At 39.3% G+C, this 21,126-nt stretch carries 20 protein-coding genes and 1 tRNA gene; 9 read left to right on the top strand and 12 right to left on the bottom strand.

The features are described 5' to 3' along the window. The first annotated feature begins 1 nt into the window (after nt 1). From B3209_RS03070 to purD, 6 genes are all read left to right on the top strand, one after another. Complete coding sequence (locus tag B3209_RS03070; protein ID WP_013702400.1) at nt 2-556, top strand: RNA polymerase sigma factor; 555 nt, start codon at nt 2-4, stop codon at nt 554-556. Continuing rightward, a complete protein-coding gene (locus B3209_RS03065; protein WP_296664030.1) occupies nt 540-1,256 on the top strand; it encodes an anti-sigma factor family protein in 717 nt (238 codons plus the stop codon). Before B3209_RS03070 ends, B3209_RS03065 begins: the two co-directional genes overlap by 17 nt. A gap of 1 nt (nt 1,257) precedes the next feature. Then, complete coding sequence (locus B3209_RS03060; protein ID WP_296664028.1) at nt 1,258-2,967, top strand: transglutaminase domain-containing protein; 1,710 nt, start codon at nt 1,258-1,260, stop codon at nt 2,965-2,967. A 19-nt stretch (nt 2,968-2,986) separates the two neighbouring features. Further along, nucleotides 2,987-3,718, top strand: a complete 732-nt coding sequence (pyrH, locus tag B3209_RS03055; RefSeq protein ID WP_296664026.1) for a UMP kinase — start codon at nt 2,987-2,989, stop codon at nt 3,716-3,718. Between the two features lie 2 nt (nt 3,719-3,720). Further along, the gene (locus B3209_RS03050; protein ID WP_296664024.1) at nt 3,721-4,299 is read left to right on the top strand and encodes a glucosaminidase domain-containing protein; all 579 of its coding nucleotides are present in this window, start codon (nt 3,721-3,723) and stop codon (nt 4,297-4,299) included. Nucleotides 4,300-4,373: 74 nt separating this feature from the next. Beyond that, entirely contained in the window at nt 4,374-5,726 is a 1,353-nt protein-coding gene (gene purD / locus B3209_RS03045) for a phosphoribosylamine--glycine ligase (protein ID WP_296664022.1), read from the top strand. Nucleotides 5,727-5,851: 125 nt separating this feature from the next. Here the strand turns inward: purD and B3209_RS03040 are convergent, their stop codons facing one another. Then, entirely contained in the window at nt 5,852-6,685 is an 834-nt protein-coding gene (locus tag B3209_RS03040) for an undecaprenyl-diphosphate phosphatase (RefSeq protein ID WP_296664020.1), read from the bottom strand. 141 nt (nt 6,686-6,826) lie between these two features. Here B3209_RS03040 and B3209_RS03035 point away from each other — a divergent pair, with 141 nt between their 5' ends. Together B3209_RS03035 and B3209_RS03030 are read left to right on the top strand one after the other, a co-directional pair. Further along, the gene (locus B3209_RS03035; protein WP_296664019.1) at nt 6,827-8,278 is read left to right on the top strand and encodes an NAD-binding protein; all 1,452 of its coding nucleotides are present in this window, start codon (nt 6,827-6,829) and stop codon (nt 8,276-8,278) included. Between the two features lie 9 nt (nt 8,279-8,287). Then, nucleotides 8,288-9,730: a TrkH family potassium uptake protein gene (locus B3209_RS03030; protein ID WP_296689800.1), complete on the top strand. Its 1,443-nt coding sequence runs from the start codon at nt 8,288-8,290 to the stop codon at nt 9,728-9,730. Between the two features lie 233 nt (nt 9,731-9,963). On the opposite strand, the gene B3209_RS03025 is transcribed toward B3209_RS03030, so the two are convergent. The 11 genes from B3209_RS03025 to B3209_RS02975 all read right to left on the bottom strand — a co-directional run bounded on the left by B3209_RS03025 (nt 9,964) and on the right by B3209_RS02975 (nt 19,266). Next, a tRNA-Thr gene (locus B3209_RS03025) sits at nt 9,964-10,036 on the bottom strand. A gap of 77 nt (nt 10,037-10,113) precedes the next feature. Beyond that, nucleotides 10,114-11,277: an iron-containing alcohol dehydrogenase gene (locus B3209_RS03020; protein ID WP_296689798.1), complete on the bottom strand. Its 1,164-nt coding sequence runs from the start codon at nt 11,275-11,277 to the stop codon at nt 10,114-10,116. A 16-nt stretch (nt 11,278-11,293) separates the two neighbouring features. After that, nucleotides 11,294-11,974 carry an AAA family ATPase gene (locus B3209_RS03015; RefSeq protein WP_296689796.1) on the bottom strand — a complete coding sequence of 227 codons (681 nt, stop codon included), beginning with the start codon at nt 11,972-11,974 and terminating at the stop codon, nt 11,294-11,296. Between the two features lie 155 nt (nt 11,975-12,129). Further along, nucleotides 12,130-12,891 carry an amino acid ABC transporter ATP-binding protein gene (locus B3209_RS03010; RefSeq protein ID WP_296689793.1) on the bottom strand — a complete coding sequence of 254 codons (762 nt, stop codon included), beginning with the start codon at nt 12,889-12,891 and terminating at the stop codon, nt 12,130-12,132. A gap of 14 nt (nt 12,892-12,905) precedes the next feature. Beyond that, the gene (locus tag B3209_RS03005; protein ID WP_296689791.1) at nt 12,906-13,658 is read right to left on the bottom strand and encodes an amino acid ABC transporter permease; all 753 of its coding nucleotides are present in this window, start codon (nt 13,656-13,658) and stop codon (nt 12,906-12,908) included. 119 nt (nt 13,659-13,777) lie between these two features. Beyond that, entirely contained in the window at nt 13,778-14,692 is a 915-nt protein-coding gene (locus tag B3209_RS03000) for a transporter substrate-binding domain-containing protein (protein WP_296689789.1), read from the bottom strand. Between the two features lie 148 nt (nt 14,693-14,840). Next, nucleotides 14,841-15,659 carry a helix-turn-helix domain-containing protein gene (locus B3209_RS02995; RefSeq protein WP_296689787.1) on the bottom strand — a complete coding sequence of 273 codons (819 nt, stop codon included), beginning with the start codon at nt 15,657-15,659 and terminating at the stop codon, nt 14,841-14,843. Nucleotides 15,660-15,797: 138 nt separating this feature from the next. After that, nucleotides 15,798-16,937 (bottom strand): NAD(P)/FAD-dependent oxidoreductase, encoded by a 1,140-nt coding sequence (locus tag B3209_RS02990; RefSeq protein WP_296689785.1) that lies wholly within the window; start codon nt 16,935-16,937, stop codon nt 15,798-15,800. A 1-nt stretch (nt 16,938) separates the two neighbouring features. After that, nucleotides 16,939-17,253: a (2Fe-2S)-binding protein gene (locus B3209_RS02985; protein WP_296689784.1), complete on the bottom strand. Its 315-nt coding sequence runs from the start codon at nt 17,251-17,253 to the stop codon at nt 16,939-16,941. A 104-nt stretch (nt 17,254-17,357) separates the two neighbouring features. Continuing rightward, the gene (locus B3209_RS02980) at nt 17,358-18,935 is read right to left on the bottom strand and encodes an FAD-dependent oxidoreductase (RefSeq protein WP_296689781.1); all 1,578 of its coding nucleotides are present in this window, start codon (nt 18,933-18,935) and stop codon (nt 17,358-17,360) included. A 13-nt stretch (nt 18,936-18,948) separates the two neighbouring features. Continuing rightward, nucleotides 18,949-19,266 carry a (2Fe-2S)-binding protein gene (locus B3209_RS02975; protein WP_296091510.1) on the bottom strand — a complete coding sequence of 106 codons (318 nt, stop codon included), beginning with the start codon at nt 19,264-19,266 and terminating at the stop codon, nt 18,949-18,951. Nucleotides 19,267-19,405: 139 nt separating this feature from the next. On the opposite strand from B3209_RS02975, the gene B3209_RS02970 reads away from it, so the two are divergent. After that, nucleotides 19,406-20,557, top strand: coding sequence for a tyramine oxidase subunit B (locus B3209_RS02970; RefSeq protein ID WP_296664295.1), 1,152 nt, complete (start codon nt 19,406-19,408; stop codon nt 20,555-20,557). The last annotated feature ends 569 nt before the right edge of the window (nt 20,558-21,126 follow it).

Genomic DNA, 21,126 nt, shown 5'->3' with positions numbered 1-21,126 from the left:
TGTGTTTTCTTTTAATAAAAGTGAATCAGGCTCGATAAATTGCGCGGATTCAAAGGACTTTAGAAAATTATACGACTCTGCAATGGAACTTTTGTTCAAAGTTTCGTTTAAAATTGTAGAAGATGAAGAAGCCGCAGAAGATTTGGTTCACGACTCATTTATAAAGGCAAACGAGAAAGCAATGGTTTTTCCTTCTATAAATGACGCAGTTTTCTGGCTAATTAGAGTTGTAAAAAACGCTTCGCTGAATTATGCAAAACGGAAAGTTAGAGAGGCAAACGCTTACCACAAGGCGCTTTATGAAGGCCGTCAGCAAATGGAAAGCGGCGAAACAGAGCTTTTAAAAAAGGAAGCAAAAAAAATTGCGCTAGAAGCCTTAAACAAGCTTCCTGACAATTTAAAAGAAGTGCTTATTCTAAAAGAATATGCCGATATGAACTACAAGGAGATTGGCCGCCAGCTCGGAATTACAGAGGGGAATGTAAAGGTGCGGGTTTTCCGGGCAAAGGCACAATTACTAAAACTGATAGGAGAAGAAGATGTTTACTTGTCCTGAAGATGACATTCATTCTATCTATGCGGACGGAGAACTTCCTAAGAATTATGTTGCAGAATACGAAGCGCACGTAAATTCCTGCCCCAAATGCTCCGCCAAGCTAAAAAAATTCCTCGCGATTAATTCGGTCTTTGCTGAAGACAAAGAGTCCTTTCATTTTTCAAAGGAAGATTTGGATTCTAGTTTTCAAAGGCTTGAAGCACGGCTTTCCTACAAAAAAGTTACTCAGGCAGGAAAAAACACATTTAAATTTCCAAAGCCAAGCAGCGGCATAAAATATTTCGCAGCTGGAATTGCGGCGGCGGCAGTTTTTGCATTCGTTGTTCCAAGCGCAAAAAAAACGAATCCGTTTGAGGGGCAACTTTCTGCATTTCAACCTGTAGCGCGCACTTCAATTTCGTCAACAGCGAATCAGGTTAGCTCCGACGGAAATATCGACGTTTCAGTTTTGAATTCGATTTTGGCTTCCGACAATTCGGACAAAAACTTTTACACATTGCCAGTTTCTTCAAATTCAGCTTCGGCAGTTCCTGTTCTAATAATCGGCGGATCAAATTTCAAGAAAATCGCACTGATTCCTTCTCTAAAAAACTACGACGTTTTTTATCCGCAGGGCGAAAATTCAGAGAAACAAAACAGAAACAACGGATTTGCATTTCACGTTTCCTACCCTTTTTCAAATTTAGACTCAGGAAAATGAATTGGCAATTTTAAAATCTTATTCGAATCTCCTTAGAAGTTCTCCGCTAGCAAGAACAATAAGCTGGATAATTATAGTTGTTTCCGCAATTTTTATTTTGGGAATTCTAGGCCGCAATGTAAAGCGCAAGCCTGTGATAGACTCAATAACTCCGATGATTGGCTCGCCTGGTGATGAAATGACAATAGAAGGCAGCGGCTTTGGAGATTCAAGGGGAACTTCCAGCGTAGAAATATCAGGCTCAAAAATCACTGCAAGCGGATATTCACTTTGGTCGGACAAAAAAATCAAATTTATAATTCCGCCAAATGCGCAGGACGGACTCGTGATTGTAGGAACTTCAGCAGGAAAATCAGAACCGGCTTTTTTTGCAAATGAAAACGGGATTCCTGTAGCAGCAATCGTATCTCCTGTAACTTCAATTCCTGTAATTTCATCTATTTCCGCAGAAAACGCAGCTACCGGTCAAGCAATAATAATCCGCGGAACAAATTTCGGACCTTCAAAAGGAAAATCAAAAGTTTATTTTACCGCAAACCGGGACGAAACTTCACCTTTGCATAGTTCAGAGCAAAACGAAAACCAAGACAAAAACAGCATTTTCATTCCGGCAAGCGAAACTGACTTTGACTATATTGCCTGGACAGATTCTGAAATTTCTGTGAAAATTCCAGATGGAGCTTCAAGCGGCTCAGTTTTCATAGAAACTCCGCACGGAACAAGCGCGGCAAAAAAAATCAATGTAAATTTTCCTTACGGAAAAAAGCAATATTCAAACAGAAGAACTTACGTAATTCAAATTGCAGCCGATATTTCAAATCACGTTGCTTCTCAAGAAAGTTCGATTTTGCTTTACATTCCAAAGCCCGCAGTTTCTTCGTTTCAGCCGTTTGTTGAGCTGAATGAAGTTTACCCTGAGCCGTTTATTGTTGATGACACTTTTGACATAATTCATAACAAGCAGCTGAACAAAATTACAAACAACAAGCAAAGATTCAGCCAGACATTTATTGTAAGCACATTCGGAATAAAAGGAAATTTAAATCCAAAAAATTTAGGGCAGTACAAAGATAAAGGCGGAATTTTGTACACAAAAAATACTTCCGCAGATGCTTGTGTTCCTTCGGATTCAAAAGCAGTTTCTTCACTTCTTGAAACAATTATCGGACGGGAAAAAAATCCGTACAGGCAGGCAAAACTTATATACAATTTTATGACAGAAAATTATGAAGTTTCTGAAAAAATCCGCACTGGAAATATTTCGCCGCTTGATTTAATCCGCAGAAAAAAAGGAGACGCTTACGATTTTGCAATTCTTTACACAGCTTTGTGCAGAGCGGCAGGAATTCCATCTGTTCCAGTGGCAGGAATTCTTGCGCAGGATAAATCAAATGTAAGTCCGCATTGGTGGACAGAGATTTACTTTGAAGGATACGGATGGCTGCCTGTTGATGTTTCGCTTGGAGATGGACTTTCATTTTCTTCATTCATTGAAATAACTGACCCAAAAGAATTCTACTTTGGAAATCTTGACAATCAGCATATCGCATTCAGCAGAGGTTGGCATCAGATAAAGCAGTCGTCTTTAAACAGCAAAATTGTTTACAGGCCGCGCACTTATGCTTTACAATCTTTATGGGAAGAAGCCGGAGACAAAACTTCAAGCTATAGTTCTTTATGGAACAATCCTGTTATTCAAGGAATTTACTAAAATATATACGGAGAACAAAATGACTACAAAAGTTTTAAGCGTAGGCGGTTCAATAATCGCGCCGGACAAACCAGATGAAAATTTTCTTTTTGAATTCAGCAGCATGATTTGCTCGTGGCTTTCTGAAAATAAAGATGCGCGTCTGATTCTTGTAGCCGGTGGTGGTGGACCTGCAAGAAACTATCAGAACTCATACAAAGCAGTTTCTGCAAAATTTGATGAAAACCAAAAGAAACTTTCAGCATTTGAAGATTCAGACAAACTTAACTATGCCTGCGACTGGATTGGAATAATGGCAACGCGGCTCAATGCCCAGCTTTTAAAAACTGTCTTTGGACCTTTGTGCAGTCAAGATGTTGTAACAGATCCTACAAAAGTAAGCGACTTTACAGGAAGAATTCTCGTTGCTTCCGGCTGGAAACCTGGATTTTCAACAGACAATGATGCTGTTCTTCTTGCAGAGAGATTTGAAGCAGACACAGTTGTAAATCTTTCAAACATCGAAAAAGTTTACACGGATGATCCTCGCAAAAATCCTGACGCAAAACCAATCGATAATATTTCATGGAGCGACTTTAGAAAAATGGTAGGAGACGAATGGGTTCCAGGAAAAAACTGTCCGTTCGACCCAATCGCTTCTAAAAAAGCACAGGAGCTTGGCTTAAAAGTTATTTGCGCCGGCGGAAAAAACATCGGGAATATAAAAGCAGTCCTCGATGGAAAAAATTACATAGGAACAACAATTTCGTAAACATGAAAAAAATTCAATTGCCGATTTTTATATTTTGCATTTTGCTAACAGCAGTTTCGTGCGTTTCAACAAAAGGCCGCAAAGAAATTTCAAGGAATCTTTCTGCTCAGGGAATAAAATCAGAAAAACAGCTTTATAACTTCTTTATGAGCGCAAATCCTTCAGCAAATAAAAAAGAAGTTGCACGGCTTGCAGCTCTTTACATTGAAGAAGCAAACGCAGAAGGAATAAACAGCGACTGTGCTTTTGTTCAAATGTGCCTAGAAACTGGATTTTTAAGATTCGGAAACCTTGTTACACCGCAAATGCACAACTACTGCGGACTTGGCGCAATCGATGCAGAACATCCAGGCGAAACTTTTGCAACGGAACAACTCGGAGTAAGGGCGCACATTCAGCATCTTCACGCATATGCAACAAAAGATATTCCACTGAACAACGAATGTATTGATACTCGGTATAAGTATGTAAATCCGCGCGGAAAATCGCCAACAATAGAAGGTCTTGCAGGAACTTGGGCAGCAGACAAAAGCTATGCAGTAAAACTTGAGCAGCTTTTAGTTCGCCTTGAATCTTTTTAAACAAGCCTGAATTCTTATCCGCCTAAAATTCTGCAATGTTGTAACTTTTTGATTTTTAAACTATCATAGCAACTATGAAAGTTATTGTTGTAGGAAATGGCGGACGAGAGCATACAATTGCATGGAAACTGGCACAAAGCAATCTTATTGAAGAAGTAATTTGCGTTCCTGGAAACGGCGGGACAGCCTTTGAAAAAAAATGCAGAAATATTGATTTTTCAAAATGCGAATATCTTAACGGCATTACAGGAAATGACGCGTATATAAAAGTTGCCAAGGAAAACAATTGCGAGCTTGCCGTTATCGGGCCGGAAAATCCGCTTGCAGAAGGACTTGCAGATTTATTTTGGAACGCAGGAATTCCGACTGTAGGACCAAAGTTTCAGGCAGCGCAACTTGAAGCCAGTAAAGACCTTGCAAAAGAATTCATGCACAAATATAACGTTGCCTGCGCAAAAAGCAAAACTTTCACTTCAAAAGAAGAAGCATTTTCATATATAAAAGAACAAGGCGCGCCGATTGTCGTAAAGGCAGACGGACTTGCAGCCGGAAAAGGCGTTGTAGTAGCAAAAACTTTAGAAGAAGCAGAAAATGCAGTCGAGCAGCTTATGGATGGTTCTATTGCTGGTGAAGCTGGAAAAAAACTCGTAATAGAAGAATATCTTCGCGGAACAGAAATTTCAATTCTTGCGGCTGTAAGCGTTACTAAAGAATTTTCAGAGCAAGGGAAATCCTGCATAGTTCCATTCTTAAGCGCAAGAGACCACAAAAGGCTTTTCGATGGCGCAAAAGGTCCGAACACAGGCGGAATGGGCGCAATCGCTCCTGTTGACGATGCGACTCCAGCAATAATTTCCCAGTTTGAAAAAAATATTCTTGAACCAACATTAAAAGGGCTTGAAGCGGAAAATTATGATTACCGCGGATTTATTTTCTTCGGGCTTATGCTTACAGAAGACGGCCCAAAATGCCTTGAATACAATGTGCGCCTTGGAGATCCTGAAACACAGGCAGTGCTTCCGCTTATGGACTTTGACTTTTTAAGCCTCTGCAAATCCATAACTGACGGCTCTTTAAAAGAATTCAAACTCAAATGGAAAAAAGGCTATCAGGTTGCTCCAGTTGCAGTAAGCGGCGGTTATCCAAAATCCTATAAAAAAGGATACAATATTACAATCGACGAAGAAAAAGCAAGCAAAGCCAATGCAAAGGTTTTTATAGCTGGAGCAATGGAAAATAGAAGAAGCCGAAGCCCGGACGACACAAAACTTGTAACTAGCGGCGGACGAGTTTTAGCCTGCTCTGCATACGGAACAACTTTTGACGAAGCATGGAAAAACGCTTATGAAGCAATGAGCGGAATAAAATTCACCGATATGTTCTACAGAAAAGACATAGGACTTCCGGGAGCTGCTGAATCTAATTAGCTTTGATTTTTACCTACTGTCATTATCGGGCTTGACCCGATAATACTTTTCTTAAACTTTTATTCCCGCATCAAGTGCGGGAATGACAATGAAAATAGTTCTAGTCAAGCTGGAAATTCAAAATGTCAATGAAGGAAAATCATTCCCAAGATTCCAACAGGAATTAAGTAGCAGGCAAACCATTCAAGCCTGCCTTTTTTTATAAGGCGCATGAGCCAAGAAAGAGCAATATATCCGCTTGCAAAAGCCGCCGCGCAACCTGCAATAACAGGCTCTGCTCCAATCGAAGATGAAACTTCCCCCAAATCTTTCAGTTCAAGAATAAACGCACCCAAAATAGCCGGAATAGAAACAATAAATGAAAATTCGCCTGCAACATCTCGTTTGACTCCGCAAAAAAGAGAGCCCGCAATTGTTGAGCCGCTTCTTGAAATTCCAGGCAAAGTTCCAATTCCCTGCGCCAAGCCGATTACCAAAGACTGCTTCCAGGACGGAGATTTCAAAGAAGTTTCAGAATAAGATAAATGTTTCTTTTCAATAAGTGAAGAAAAAATCAAAAGCAAGGCTGTAACAACAAATCCAGCGCAAACAAGTTTTACAGAAATCTCAGAAATGACTTTTGAAGAAAAAATTCCAAGTACACCGGTAACAAAAGTAGCAAGAATAATAGCAACAATGTATTTTGTGTCTTCGTCTTTTTTTTCAATCTGGACGGCGGAAGGATTTTTTACAGGAACAAAAATTCTTGCAAAACTGCAAATCAGCTCCCATATTTTTTTCCTAAAATACAAAACAACGGCAAGCAAAGTTGCAACATGAAGAAACACATCAAACAAAAGAGGCACTTCTTCAAGCCCAAATAAATTCTGCGCAACAATCAAATGTCCAGAAGAAGAAATCGGCAGAAACTCAGCAATGCCCTGAAGAACTCCCAAAACAATTCCTTGAAAAATTGACAATTTAAATCTCCAAAAATAAATTTTTAATACGCCAGCATTTTAGTTCATCTTGATTTTTCTGTCTATAAAAAGAGAGGTTTTAATTTCCTCATAATTTTCTTAGATTGAACACAGCGCGAGGTTTCATGTATAATTAAAACAATGAACATAATGATAATCGGCGCGGGCTTTACTGGAGTTCAGCTAGCAAAACGCCTTATAAACGAAGGCAACATTGTAAAAATAATCGAAAGCAACGAAGACATTGTTGAGCACGTAAGCAATCGTCTTGACTGCGAAGTTATAAATGCAGACGGAAACAACCTTCAAGTTTTGGAAGAACTTGAAATCGGAAAAATGGATGCGCTTGTAACTTTGACTGACAGCGATGAAATCAATATGATTACCTGTTCTCTTGTGGACGCTGTTTATCCAGATGTGTTGAAAATTGCGCGTGTAAGAAACTATGCTTACTATGCAAACACAAACACAACAGCGCGCCAGCATGCAGAAACTTTCAAGGGAAATCATCGTCCGCTTTATGGAATTGATTACATGATTCATCCCGATGTAGAAGCGGCGCAGGCAATTGTAAAAGCTGTTGAGCACGGAGCAATAAGCGACATAGTTGATTTTGGCGAAAACGGTGATTTTGAAATCATTGCTCTTCAAATTGAAAAAGGAAGCAAACTCGATGGAGCCACATTAAAAAACATCCGCTCGCTTACAGACAAAAAATTTCTTATAGTTTATCAGGAAACAAAAGAAAAAGATTCAGACAACATGATTTCAGCCTTGCCATCCGGCGAAACGATTTTAAATGCAGGAGACAGAATCGGAATCATAATTGAAAAAGAAAACATTCCGTTCATACTTGAGCTTTGCGGAATCAAGACAGACACAATAAAAAAAATCGCATTAGTTGGAATCGGAAGAATCGGAACAATCGTAGCAGACAAAATTATTGAAAAAGACAAAGTTTCGTTTTTAAGAAAAATTTTCAGCGGAACAAAAAATATTTCTCAGACATTCACAATCATAGACAGCGATAAAAACCTTTGCAAGGAAGCTGAAAAAAAATTTCCGCAGGCGCAGATTTTCAACGCGGACATCACAGACGATGTGTTTATAGAAGAAGAAGGAATTCAAAAGTACAACCTTGTAATTTGCGCCACGCACAATCACGAACTGAACATGGTTGTTTCCGCTTACCTTGAATCTCTTGGAGTGGAAAAAACAATTGCTTTGGTTGCCCAGGCCCAGTTCGGAAACATTGCCAGAAAGCTTGGAATCGATGTCGCAATTCCTATGAGAGACACTTTGGTTGATTCAATCATAAGCCATCTGCACGGAAAATCAGTAACGGGAATTCATACAGTTTCAAACGGTGCATTTGAAATCGTGGAATGCGATTTGCCTTCATCAAGCAAATTTATCGGCAAGCAGCTGAAAGACATTGCAAGTCCAGGCGAATATCTGATTCTTCTTGTAAAGAAAATTGGAAGCGAAAAATTTGAACTTCCGCAGGGAAACACAACATTTTCTGTGGGCGACCATCTAGTTATAATAGAAAAAACTGGAGATAAAAAAATTCTGGAAAAATTCAGCAAATAGGAACTTTCAATGGCATTTACAGTTTGCAGAATAATTTTTTTTATAATTTCAATAGTTGGACTTTCATTTTCAATTCCAATCGCAACGGCAATTTTCTGCCATGAATATTTTGTACTTCCATCTTTTTTAATTCCAATGGTTGCAAGCTTGATTCTAGGTTCAATGACGATATTTTTTTTCCGCAACAAAAAATCAAGGCTTACAATAAGATCAAGTTTTGCAGCTGTCGCACTCGCCTGGATTTCCGCAAGCGTGTTCGGAGCAATTCCGCTTTACTTTAGCAAAGCAATTCCAAATTTTACGGATGCATTTTTTGAAAGCGTAAGCGGATTCACAACAACAGGCGCAACAATTCTTTCTGAAATTGAAAAACTTCCGCGCAGCATAAATTTATGGAGATGCCTTTCACATTGGCTTGGCGGAATGGGAATTGTGGCACTTACGGTTGCGCTTATGCCAGTTCTTGGAGTCGGCGGATTTCAGCTTATAAAGGCGGAAACTACAGGCCCTGAAAAAGGAAAGTTCACGCCTAAAATAACAACCACCGCAAAAATTCTTTGGTTCATTTACCTTGGAATGACGCTTGTTCAAACTGCTCTTTTAAAAATTGCGGGAATGGATTTTATAGACGCACTTTGCCACGCATTTTCAACTTTGGGAACAGGCGGATTTTCTACAAGAAATGCAAGCATCGGCGCATACAATTCCGCTTCAATCGAATGGATTTGCTTTGCGTTTATGTTTTTAGCAGGAATAAATTTTTCACTTTATTATTATTTTTTCACACGGAATTTCAGCGAAATAAAATGCAACTCGGAGCTAAAAGCATACATCTGGATAAATGTTACTTCAATCGTCGCAATCGCAATTATTCAAAGTTCTTCTTACGGCGGATTTTTTAAGTCGCTCAGATTTTCTGCATTTCAAACAGCAAGCATTTTGACAACAACAGGATTTTCCACAGCCGACTACACAAAATGGAAAAGCGCAAGCCAAATTGTAATTTTGATGCTTTTGTTCATAGGCGGAATGTCCGGTTCAACTTCCGGCGGAGTAAAAGTCATAAGATGGGTTGTTCTTTACAAGCAGTTCAAAAATGAAATACTAAAAATGATTCATCCGCACGGAGTTTTTTCAATCAGGCTGAATCAGCAGGCAGGAAGAAAAGATGTTGTTTTTTCAGTTTCGGCTTTTTTCTTTTTGTATTTTTCTTTTGTAATTTTAACAGCATTCTTTACATCGCTCTTTGGGCTTGATATGCAAACTTCTTTTACAGGAGCTGTAACAATGCTCGGAAACTGCGGACCTGCATTTGGTGCGTTAGGACCAAGCAATAATTGCGGTTGGCTCGCTGCCCCTATAAAATGGTGGTACAGTTTTGCAATGATTGCCGGCCGTCTGGAACTTTTTACACTCTTTATTTTTCTTACACCAGCTTACTGGAAAAAATAAAGACCACACTTTATTTTTAGTGCAGTCTTATACTTTAGCCAACTCCCGGACTTGAACTCGATTCCTCCAGTCGCCGGCTTCCATGCCATCTCCTTTCGGACGCCTTCACTCACTTACGTCGGCATCCTTGCCGACTTTTCCTCCCATTTGGTCGGCGTTCGTTTCGGTACTCGGTTCAAGTTTTCCATAAAAAACAAAGACCACACTTTATTTTTAGTGTGGTCTTATACTTTAGCCAACTCCCGGACTTGAACCGAGTACCTGCTCGTTACGAGGGAGCTGCTCTACCAGGTGAGCTAAGTTGGCAAGCGAAAGAATGTTAGCAAAAATGGCTAAATCAGTCAACAGAAAATAAAATGCTCCAAGGCATAACCATTAGGTTTTTACAAACTCGCTTGGTAAATGTTACAGACATCTTCTGGATAAAGTTTTTTCCAGCCATTAATGAATCCATTTGCGCCGCAAGCTTTTTTTGCCATCATTTCAAAATTTTTGTCATCAATTCCGATTGCAGACAAAGAATTTTTTAGTTCAAGCTGATTAAAAAAGAAATTCTTTACATATTCAATTCCTTCTTTTGCAACTTTTAGTTTGTCTTCAGTTTTTGGAATTCCGCAGACATTAACCGCAAAATCATAGAATTTCGGCAAAGTTCGTTCATCCAGCACATATTCCATCCAATGAGGAGTTAAAATTGCAAGTCCCAATCCGTGCGTAATATCGTAAACTCCGCTCAGCTGATGTTCCATCGCATGGCAGCTCCAAGGTTTTTTGTTACAACCGTAAATATAGCCGTTTATCGCCCAGCTTGAAGTCCACATCAGATTCGCCCGTGCTTCATAATTTTCCGGCTCTTTTAAGGCAATCGGCGCATACTTAAAGACTGTTTTCATCATTCCTTCCATTTGAGTGTCGAGCATATACAAATCCTGATTAAAATTAAAATAGACTTCAAACAAATGGCTAAGAATGTCCGCGCTGCCGCAAGCTGTCTGGTATTTCCCAACTGAATAAGTTAAAGCCGGGTCGCAGAACGATGCTACTGGAAACAACTTGTCATTGATTAAAGCAAGTTTATCCTGCGTTGCAGAATTGTTCAAAACCGCGGTGTTATCCATTTCCGAACCGGTTGCAGAAATGGTTAAAACGCAAAGGAGCGGAAGGGCTTTTTCAACCGGCAGTTTTTTTGCAATAAAATCCCACACATCAAAATCAACGCAAGAACCAATCGAAATAAATTTTGAAGCGTCCATTACAGAACCGCCGCCAACTGCTAAAACAACATCAATTTTATTCTGTTTACATATTTCAATTCCTTTGCGGACAGACCCAACTTTTGGATTCGGCTCAATTCCTGAACATTCGAAAATTTCCATTCCAGATTTCTTTAAATATCCGCAGACTGAATCATAAACGCCTGTTTTTTTTATTGAACCGCCACCGTAAACCAAAAGAATTCTTTTTCCATAAGATTTTGCGACATTCCCTAAATTTTCAAGCTGTCCTTTTCCAAAGTAAACTTTTGTCGGAATATGATATGTAAACATAACGACCTCCAATTATTTATTCAGATTTTGGCTTAGATTCTGATTTTGCTTCTGATATTAAATCTGGAAACTTTGTGAACAAAGCGTGCTTTATAATATCAACACAACCATCAATTCCAAGTCTGGCTGTATTCAAAGTCAAATCGTAATTAACTGGATTTGTCCAATAGTTTCCGCCCGTGTAATATTCGTAATATTCCGCGCGGTACTTATCTGTTTCAGAAATTGAAATATCCGCCGTTTCAGCTGTTACTCCCATCTGCTTCATGATTCTTGGACGGCAAAATGAACGTGGTGCTTCGATATAAACGCTTAGGACTCGCTCACGGTCTTTTAAAACCCAATCCGCAGCCTTTCCGACAATTACGCAGCTTTCTGTATTTGCAAGTTCCTCGATAATTTGTTTTTCATATTCGTAAAGCTGATCATCGCTTGCAAACTTTTTCTTTTCTGGAGTTGCAACTGTCCGCCTTGGAAGTCCACGTAAAAGCGATGTGATTCCAGAATGTTTCTGATGAAGCTTTTCGTTTACTTCCTCAAAAAGCTGGCGGTCAATTCCGCTTAATTGCGATGCCAACGTTAAAATTCGGTTTTCGTAACAGTGGATTCCAAGTTCCTTTGCAACAGTTGAAGCAATTTCTTTTCCGCCTGAACCAAATCCTCTTGCAATTGTGATTGTATAATTTTCTGCACTCATATTTCCTCCATAAAAAGTCAATGAGAAAGTTTCAACTTTCGATTTGAGTTTTTATTGCAATTTCGCAACAAAGTGAGAAATTGCAGTTTATAAATAAGTTTGCAACGCAAACTTAATAAAAATAAAAACAAACGCCATTTTTGGCTATTTTTATTTTATGCCTCCATATATCTTTTTAAGAATTCTTTCATTCTTGGCGTTTTTGGATTTGTAAAAATAACATCCGGAGAATCATTTTCTACAATAAAACCTTGATCCATAAAAATCGTACGAGTTGAAACATCTTTTGCAAAAGCCATTTCATGCGTAACAATCATCATTGTCAGCCCTTCTTGCGCCAAATCTTTCATTACGTTTAGGACTTCTCCAACCATCTCCGGGTCAAGCGCGCTAGTCGGTTCATCAAACAAGAGCATTTCTGGCTGCATTGTCAATGCGCGGGCGATTGCAACCCGTTGCTTTTGACCGCCTGAAAGTTGCGCTGGATGAGCATTGATATACGGAGCCATTCCAACTTTCCGCAGATATTTTATCGCAAGAAATTCAGCCTCTTCTTTTTTCATTTTTAGAACTTTTGTTGTTCCTGCCATACAATTCTGAAGAACTGTCATATTATTAAAAAGATTAAATGACTGAAAAACCATTCCAACTCTTGTGCGGAATTTCGCAAGTTCCTTTGAGTTTGTGCCGACTTCTTTTCCATTAAAAATGATTTTTCCGCTGGTTTTTAGTTCCAGCCCGTTTATGCACCGAAGCATTGTTGATTTTCCAGAACCAGACGAACCGATTACGCAGACAACTTCGCCTTTATTTACGGTAAAATCCAAATCTTTTAAAACTTCGTGATTTCCAAATTTTTTTACAAGATGCTCAACCCTTAAAATCGGTTCACAGTTTTTAGTTTCTTTTTCTTCCATAAAAAAGCTCCTGTTTATTCAGCTGCTCCGCTCATATACTCAACAGCAAGCTCATAATCCTTTTGCTGAAAAGCCTTCTTTTCCACAACTTTAAGAATCTTTGTAAAGACTGTACAAATGATAAAATAGAAAATTGCACAAATAATATAAGATTCAAAGTAGCGGTAATAAATTCCAGCCGCGCTTTTTGTCGCAAAATAAAGTTCGTAAACGCCAATAACATTCAAAACTGAAGTCATTTTTAAGTTGGTCAAAAACTGGTTGACCATCTCTGGAACAATATTTCTAAACGCCTGCGGAAGAATTACCGCAAACATTGTCTTTGTGTGGCTCATTCCCAACGCAAATCCACCTTCAAACTGACCTTTATCAATAGAAATAATTCCTCCACGGACAGTTTCCGCCATATAAGCTCCGGTATTCATCATTAAAACAATTAAAGAAGCTAAAAACGGCGAAACATCCACTCCGGCATTTTTTAAGCCGTAATAAAAAACCATTGCCTGAACCATCATTGGAGTTCCGCGGAAAATTGCAACAAAAACAGAGCAAACAGGCTTTAACACGCTAAAACCTATTTTATGCACTAGATTGTCGCCTTTGGAAACTGGTGTAGCCTGAACCAATCCAATGGCAAATCCTAAAACATAACCAAGGATTGTACCGATGATTGCAATTTCAAGAGTAAGAACCGTTCCTTTTAGAAAGTAGCTCCAATAATTTTTAAAGATAAACCAAACCCAATAAAAAAGTCCTTTATCGTTCATAAAGACTCCCATAAGAACTCCGCGTTAGCGGCAAGCCACGGATGGAGAAAATCACAGTTTGTGCTGCAAAAATTGATTAATCATTCAGTTTTTACAGCACAAGATTTTTAATTGCTAAATTAGTTGCTCAATGGCTGTGTTTCAATAGCCAATTTCATATACTTATCCATAAGTTCCTGATTCCAGCCAATTGCGTGCATTGCAGTTTTAAGAGCTTCTACCGCAACTGTATTTCCTTCGATTACAGAAGGCGTGCAGACATCAGAAGCTCCTTCCGGCGTTATAAAATCGTACCCCTTTTCAAGCTGGCAGATAACAACATTTGGATTTGAAAGACAACCTGAATAAGCTGTCGGCCAGTCCATTACACCGCAGTCAACATCGCCCATCGCAACTTTCATAATTACCTCTGTGCAAGTGTCTGGATACGGAAGAATTACAGGTTCTGGAACTTGATTAATATATGCCGGCCAGTTCGTGTTAATCTGCGTTGTAAATTTCAACCCTTTAAATTGTTCAAGCCTTGTGTATTTTTCATAAGGACTTCCTTTTTTTACAACGATAACATTGAATCTGTTGTAGTAAGGATCAATGTAATCAAGAAAAGTATCTCGTTCTTCAGAATAAATACTTCCTGACTCAACAAGGTCATAATCGCCTGCTTTTAAGCCCATCCAAATTGAAGCCCAGTCGTTCTTGTGAATTTCAAGTTTAAGCCCCATTTCATCGGCAAGCAATTTTGAAAAAATAACATCATAACCGTAAGTGTAATCTGCAGAACCATAAATCGGCTCGGCAGTCAGTTCTGGATGCCCGGGAATTTCTTTTGTCGGCTGCGTCCAGTTGAACGGAGCGTAGGCACATTCAATTCCGACTTTCAAGACACCCTTTACTTGATTTGCAAATTCTGCATACTCAGGCTTTCCTGTATATTCATATTTAACTTCCGCTTTTTTCTTGCTGCAAGAATTTAATGCAACTGCCATGCAAACAAGTCCAACACCAAAAATAAAGTTTCTAACTGTCTTTTTCATAGTTCACCTCGCTTTCACGAAAATAAAAAAGCGTCAAAAAATTCCATAAAGCCCATCTTGCCCTTGGGATTCTTTCAACGCCTTTGTTATCAGAATAATAATATTTTTCTTCTTTTTTGAATTGTAAAAAATCGCAATAAATGCTTATTTAAAAATCAACAATCTTTGTCTTGTACGAACTTTTCCTCACCTGATTCACATATTCCTTTGGAGAAACTCCTGTAAATTCCTTGAACGAATGAACAAAATGACTTTGATCGTAAAAATCAAACTTGCTGGAAAAATTTGGGAACGAATCAATATCCGTGCGGTTCAACTCATTTATGATTGTGTGCATTTTTACGTTTTTGCAGAATTGTTTTGCGCTGCAGCCCAAAAATGTTTCAAACAAAAGATTTATGTAGCGCGAAGAATAACCTGTGTAGTCAATCAACTCGCTGATTTTTAAAAGCCCGTCTTTTTTGACAATCAAATCCACCATCTGAAAAAACAAATGCTTCTGCCCGCTTTGCGTTGTTTTTAGCCAGTTCCGATATTCTTCCATAAAAGTACACATTCTGTTTGTAAAAGTATTCTGTTCCGACATTTTTTCAGAAAGATTTGTTAAAATGTCAAAATTACACAAATCAATTCTTTGTCCGACCAAATCCTTTACTTCCTGATTTTCAAAAAACGGATTTGCGCCCGGCTGAAAACGAATTCCAAAGTATTCGCAGTTTCTTTTCAAAGTCAAAGTCTGAAGTTTTCCCGAATTTCCGATTACAAAAGAATTCATATTGTTTCCAGAATATTCAAACAAAATGTTCGAGCAGCTATCCTCCAAAAACGGAACTTTTTTTTCTGAATCAGTATGAAAACTATAAAAATGAGAAATTCCAAAATCAGCCATAATTTTCTGATAAAATTTTTCTGTTTCCATAACCAGATATGACTGAATCGTATGAATATGCAATTTTTCTTCTTTCATAGTCCGCCTCGCCAAAATCAGATTTAAAACAAAAAAGACGCCAAAACCCTAGAGTTCTGACGTCTTTGCCATATCTATAAAAACATTAGCAAACGGATTTTATTTTGTCAATATTTTCTCAATAAGCAACAATTAACTTTACAACGCAGGCTTAAACCGATTGTAACGCAATGTGCTTATATCCGCAGGGCAAGTTCCTGTGCAAATCAATTCAGAAATATTAAAAGCCGCACTCGGTCCAATTCCAAATCCGTGTCCTGAAAAACTGCATTCAACATACAAACCCGGAACTTCATCAACCTTGCTTACAGTGCAAACACCATCGCTCGCCAAATCTTCATAGCCAGCCCAAGAACGAACAATTTTTGCATTTGCAAGACGCGGAAAATATCCAAGAATTCCTCTTGCGCACGCGCTTGTAAAATCAGCAGTGCTTGGCGGATATTCATTGCTTTCTAATTCCGGGTTTGCAAAATCTTCATATCCATCGTGTCCGCCAAAAACAAACGAACCGTGCTTTGTCTGATGACCATAAAAATCAGCCATTGCCGTTCCCAGCATCTGCTTGAACATCTGTGGCTGCGCTTCCGTTACAAGACACTGCAACCGCTTTTTTTTCATAGGAATTGTAATTCCAACTGTATTCAAAATCGGATTGCTTTCGTAACCAGCGGCAACAACAACATTTTCCGCCTCAAAAAACTGACCTTCCGCTTCAACACCGCAAACCTTTCCAGCTTTTAAAACAATTCTAGAAACTGGCGCGCCCGTTATAAAATCAGCTCCAAGTTTTCTTGCGCATTTATAAAAACCTAAAGTCGTCGTAAGCGGATTCGCATGCCCATCAGTTGCACACCAGGAAGCTCCAACAACTGCATCGCTCATATACGGATTGATTTTTTTCACTTCCTCGGCATTAATCATCTTTACATCAACACCGCATTTTACAGCATTGTCCGCAAGTTTTTGCAGAATCTTTAAATGTTCTTCTGTTTTTCCAAGACGAAGATTTCCTTCCTGCGTATATTCAGTGTCAACGCCAAGCTCCGCGCTTAATCCCGGCCAGATATTTTTTACGCCCCAAACCATGAGCGGCAGTTCTTTTACATTTCGCCCGGACTGACGAACGCCTCCTCCATTACGAGAAGAGCCTCCGTTTCCAATATAGTCGCTCGCTTCCAGAACAATTACACTTTTTCCTTTTTTGGCAAGATAATACGCCGTGGCATTTCCAACAATTCCAGCTCCAATTACAATAACATCAGCCTTTGTTTTCATATCACAATACCTCGCTTGCTAAAGTGTTCATTTCTGTTGGTCTGATTGGACCCCTGCTTGTTGCAGGATTTACTGTTGCCGGGCTTACTTTTTGTTCAGCGGCAACAATTCCTTTTACAAGTTTTGAACAAGTCTGTCCCTGGCAAAGTCCCATTCCGGCGCGCAAATATCGCCTTATTTCCTGCATTGTAAACATTCCATCGTGAACAGCCCGCCTTATTTCACCTTTCGTTATTTCCTCGCATCGGCAAATCACCAAATCATCATCAGGTCCCGGAACAAATTCTCCAATATCGCGCAATCTATCATTCATCATAATTTTTAATCTCCATCATTTTTTTTTGGGGGGGCAGGTCTTCCCCTCGGCGGCACTTCGTCGCCACCTACCCCTTCTAACGGGGACACCCCGTAACGCCCCGCCTAGCTCTTTTTCCAAAAGCGGGCTTTATAGCCAAACTCGTTTGGAACTTTCATTGTAAGTAAATATGTGTGGTCAAAAGCAGCTGCCGTTCTTACGCCAACAATTTCCGCATCGCAAAGGACATCCCCTTTTCGGCTTAAAGCTTTTCCCATAGCTCCTTTTTCTGGAATAGGCAAAAATTCATACGGAATCGTAATGCTCGTGAACCCCGGCTCAAAATCTTCATCAACAAGAAAAATCGCCTGGCCTGAACAGCTTGCAACGCACATTCCGCAGCCTGTACAACCGCAGTTTTGCGCAACCACTGGCAAGGCTGTAATGCACGAACCGATTTTTATACAATTTTTTCTGCACGCGTCCTGGCACGGATTGCAAGGAATATTCTGCGTACATTCAATTACCGGATGTATTCCTTTTTGGTGCGTAACTCCCGGAAAGCGTTCAATCTCTTCATCCGCCACAAAACCTTTTGCAAGCAGATTTTTTGAAACCGGAATTCCCTCGTCTGTCTTTTCAATCAGTTTTCCACGGTTGCAAGGAGCAAACATTCCCTGGCGCAAACTGTCCAAATCTTTTTCAAACAAAGACTCGTTCTGCTCCATCAAATTTTCTTCTGCAAATCCTGTCTTATAGGCGGCGCGCAAACCTGCCATTCGTCCTTTTATCATCGCAGAACTTGCTTCTTCAATTCCGCTTACATCTCCTGCCGCAAAAAGACAAGGAACAGAAGTTTCGCCATATTCATCAACAATCGGAACTTGCCCGCCACGTCTTGGATTATCTTCCATTGCACAGCCAGACATTTTCAAAAGCTGACTCATTGGCGAAAGACCAACCGCAACACAAATTGTGTCAACATCAAAATGAATTTCTGTTCCCGGAATAATCTTAAAATGCTCGTCAACCTTGCCGATTGTTACACCTTCAACTTTTTCAGTTCCTTCAACTTTTTTGATTGTATAACCCAGAAAAAACGGAACTCCGGTTCGGGCAACCTTTGCCGCATGAACGCCATAACCGCCGATTCTAGGAGCTGCGTCAACTAATGCAACAACTTCGCAGCCTGCCTGCAGCAGCTGAAAACTAACAACAAGGCCAACGTTTCCGCTTCCAAGCATAAGAATCTTTTTTCCAGGCTTTACACCGTGCAGATTCATCATTGTCTGAGCCGCTCCAGCTCCAATAACGCCCGGCAAAGTCCATCCTTCAAAAGGAACCATGTTTTCCGCCGCACCGGTGGCAATAATCACACTTGAACCTTTGTAATGATGAATCGCGCCATCATGATTTACAGTAACTTCCTTGTTTTCAAAAATGCCAGTTACAGTCGCATCCAGTTTTACCTTAACGCCAACTTCTTCCGCTTCTTTTAAAAGTTCCGTTCCAATATTAAATCCGCGGATTTTTGCTTTATGCTCTTTTGAACCAAAAAATTTATGAATCTGCTTAAAAAGCTGTCCGCCCGGTTTATGGTTTTCATCAAAAATCATAACATTCATTCCGTGCTTAGCCGCTTCTATTCCTGCGCTAAGACCAGCAGGTCCTGCGCCAATTACAATCAAATCATATCTTTCCATATTTGTTTCCGCCTTACCAAGTTTTTTCAGCCGAACATCCATACTGAGTTTGAACTTTCATTCCGGCTTTTAAAGGAGTTATGCAAGTCCTAGTATTTGGAACGCCATCGACAACCATTACGCAGTCTGTGCAACGCCCAATAGCACAAAAAATTCCTCTTGGTTTATGCAATTTAGAAGTTTCTCTGTGCTTTAAAATTCCTGCCGCACGCAAGGCCATTGCAATCGGCTCACCCTCATACCCTTGCATTTCTTTTCCGTCAAATATAAACGTTACGAGTTCCCCTTTTTCAGGAACTCCTAAAATAGGATGTTCTGCTATACGTTCCATGTTCAACCTCACTTTGCAACAATGTAAAACTAAAATTTTTATTTTTCTTGTAAAAATTCGCATTGGAAATTTTTTTTCGGCAAATATAATGAATCAAGATTTTGAAAAATAATTTTCTGAACCACTTTGGAGGTTTTATATGAATGAAAACATTTTTCCTAATATCGACATTCTGTTTCTAAACGAAAAAGATTTGATTAAATGCGGCGTAAAAAACATGAAAAACTGCATCGACGTAATGGAAAAACATTTTTCGCTAATCGGAAACGGAGATTACCGAATGGGCGGAGCAAACGGCAATGAGCACGGCTTAAAAATGTCGTTCCCGGAAAGCTCTCCTATAAAGAATTTTCCTCTTAATGGACCTGACTATCGCTTTATGGCGATGCCTGCATATCTAGGCGGAGAATTTCATACCTGCGGAATAAAAACTTACGGTTCTCACCAAACAAACCGCTCAAAAGGATTGCCTCGCTCAGTTTTAATGCTTCAACTTCTTGATGCAGAAACTGGCGCCCCTTACGCATATATGTCTGCAAACCTTATAAGTTCAATGCGAACGGGAGCCGTTCCAGGACTTGGAATCCGCTATCTTTCCATAAAAGAGCCAAAAATTGCAACAATTGTAGGTCCTGGTGTAATGGGACGAACCGCAGCCTTAGCAATCGCGACAGAAAAACCTTCTGTAACAACAATAAAAATCAAAGGCCGCTCAGAAAAAGGTATCAATGAATTTATAGATTTTTGCAAGGAATATTGCCCTACATTCAAAAATTTTGTTGTTTGCGATTCAATCGAAAGCGCCGCAAAAGACAGCGACATTATTTATTTTGGAACAACAAATGCCGCAAAATATGAAGACAATCCTTTCCTAAAAGATGAATGGATAAAAAGTGGAGCTTTAGTAATAAGCACAAGCGCACTTTTAATGAACCACGAAGGCTGGAAAGACACAAAAAAATTCAAGCTTGTAAGCGATGACTACAAAATGTACGTCGGCTGGGGAAAAGGAAAACCTGCTCCAACACAAAAGAACGTTTCAACCTTAATTGGCATGGCTTTTTACGACGCAGTTGTAGAAGGCATTGTAAAAGAATCAGACTTGGTAGAAATTGGCGATATTGTAAACAACAAGAAACAAGCTCGCGATAGCGATGAACAAATAATTGTTTACGCAGTCGGCGGAATGCCAACAGAAGACGTTGCCTGGGGAAGATTCTGCTACGACAGCGCAATAAAAAATAAAATCGGCACAAAGCTGAACCTTTGGACTTCCCCTGAATGGAGCTAAAAGAAAAATAAGATCGAATGTCGAGTTTTAAATTTAAGTGTCATTATCGGGAATGACACTTAAATTACTGTTCTTATCAAAACTCGACATTTGGGCTGTTTAGTAGCTGTTTTATTAAAAATCGACATTCGACCCATAATTCTTCATCTTTATATCCTTGCAAAAGAAAATCCTGAACAGAGAAACGGCAGGGAACACTAAAACGATTGCCTTTGTCAAACCTTGATTTTTTAGCAATTAAATTAATTTTCAGCTCGTTTTTAACTTGAAAATGACTTGTTTTTCTTGAAAAAACATTTTGTTTTTTACGAAAAAACACTTTGTTTTAAACGGAAAAACATTTTGTTTTGGACTGAAAAACGTCCCATTCTTAGCTTGATAATCATAATTCATAAAGTTTATTTCATTGCTAAATAAAACTGATTTTATCGCTTTCTTCCAGCACCCCTTGCAAAGAATTTTGGGCAGGAGGCCTAACAAAAACAGCAAATTTTTCACTGCGTTACAAAACAGCCTGTTTAAATCTTATCGATGCTGAAGCACCGCCAAGATTTAAACATAAGGAGGCT

Source organism: Treponema sp. UBA6852 (genome assembly GCA_002449305.1).
In the GTDB taxonomy this organism is placed as follows: Bacteria; Spirochaetota; Spirochaetia; order Treponematales; family Treponemataceae; genus Treponema_D.
Note: the sequence above shows the minus strand (reverse complement) of the source record. Positions and strands in the feature narration are given on the sequence as shown.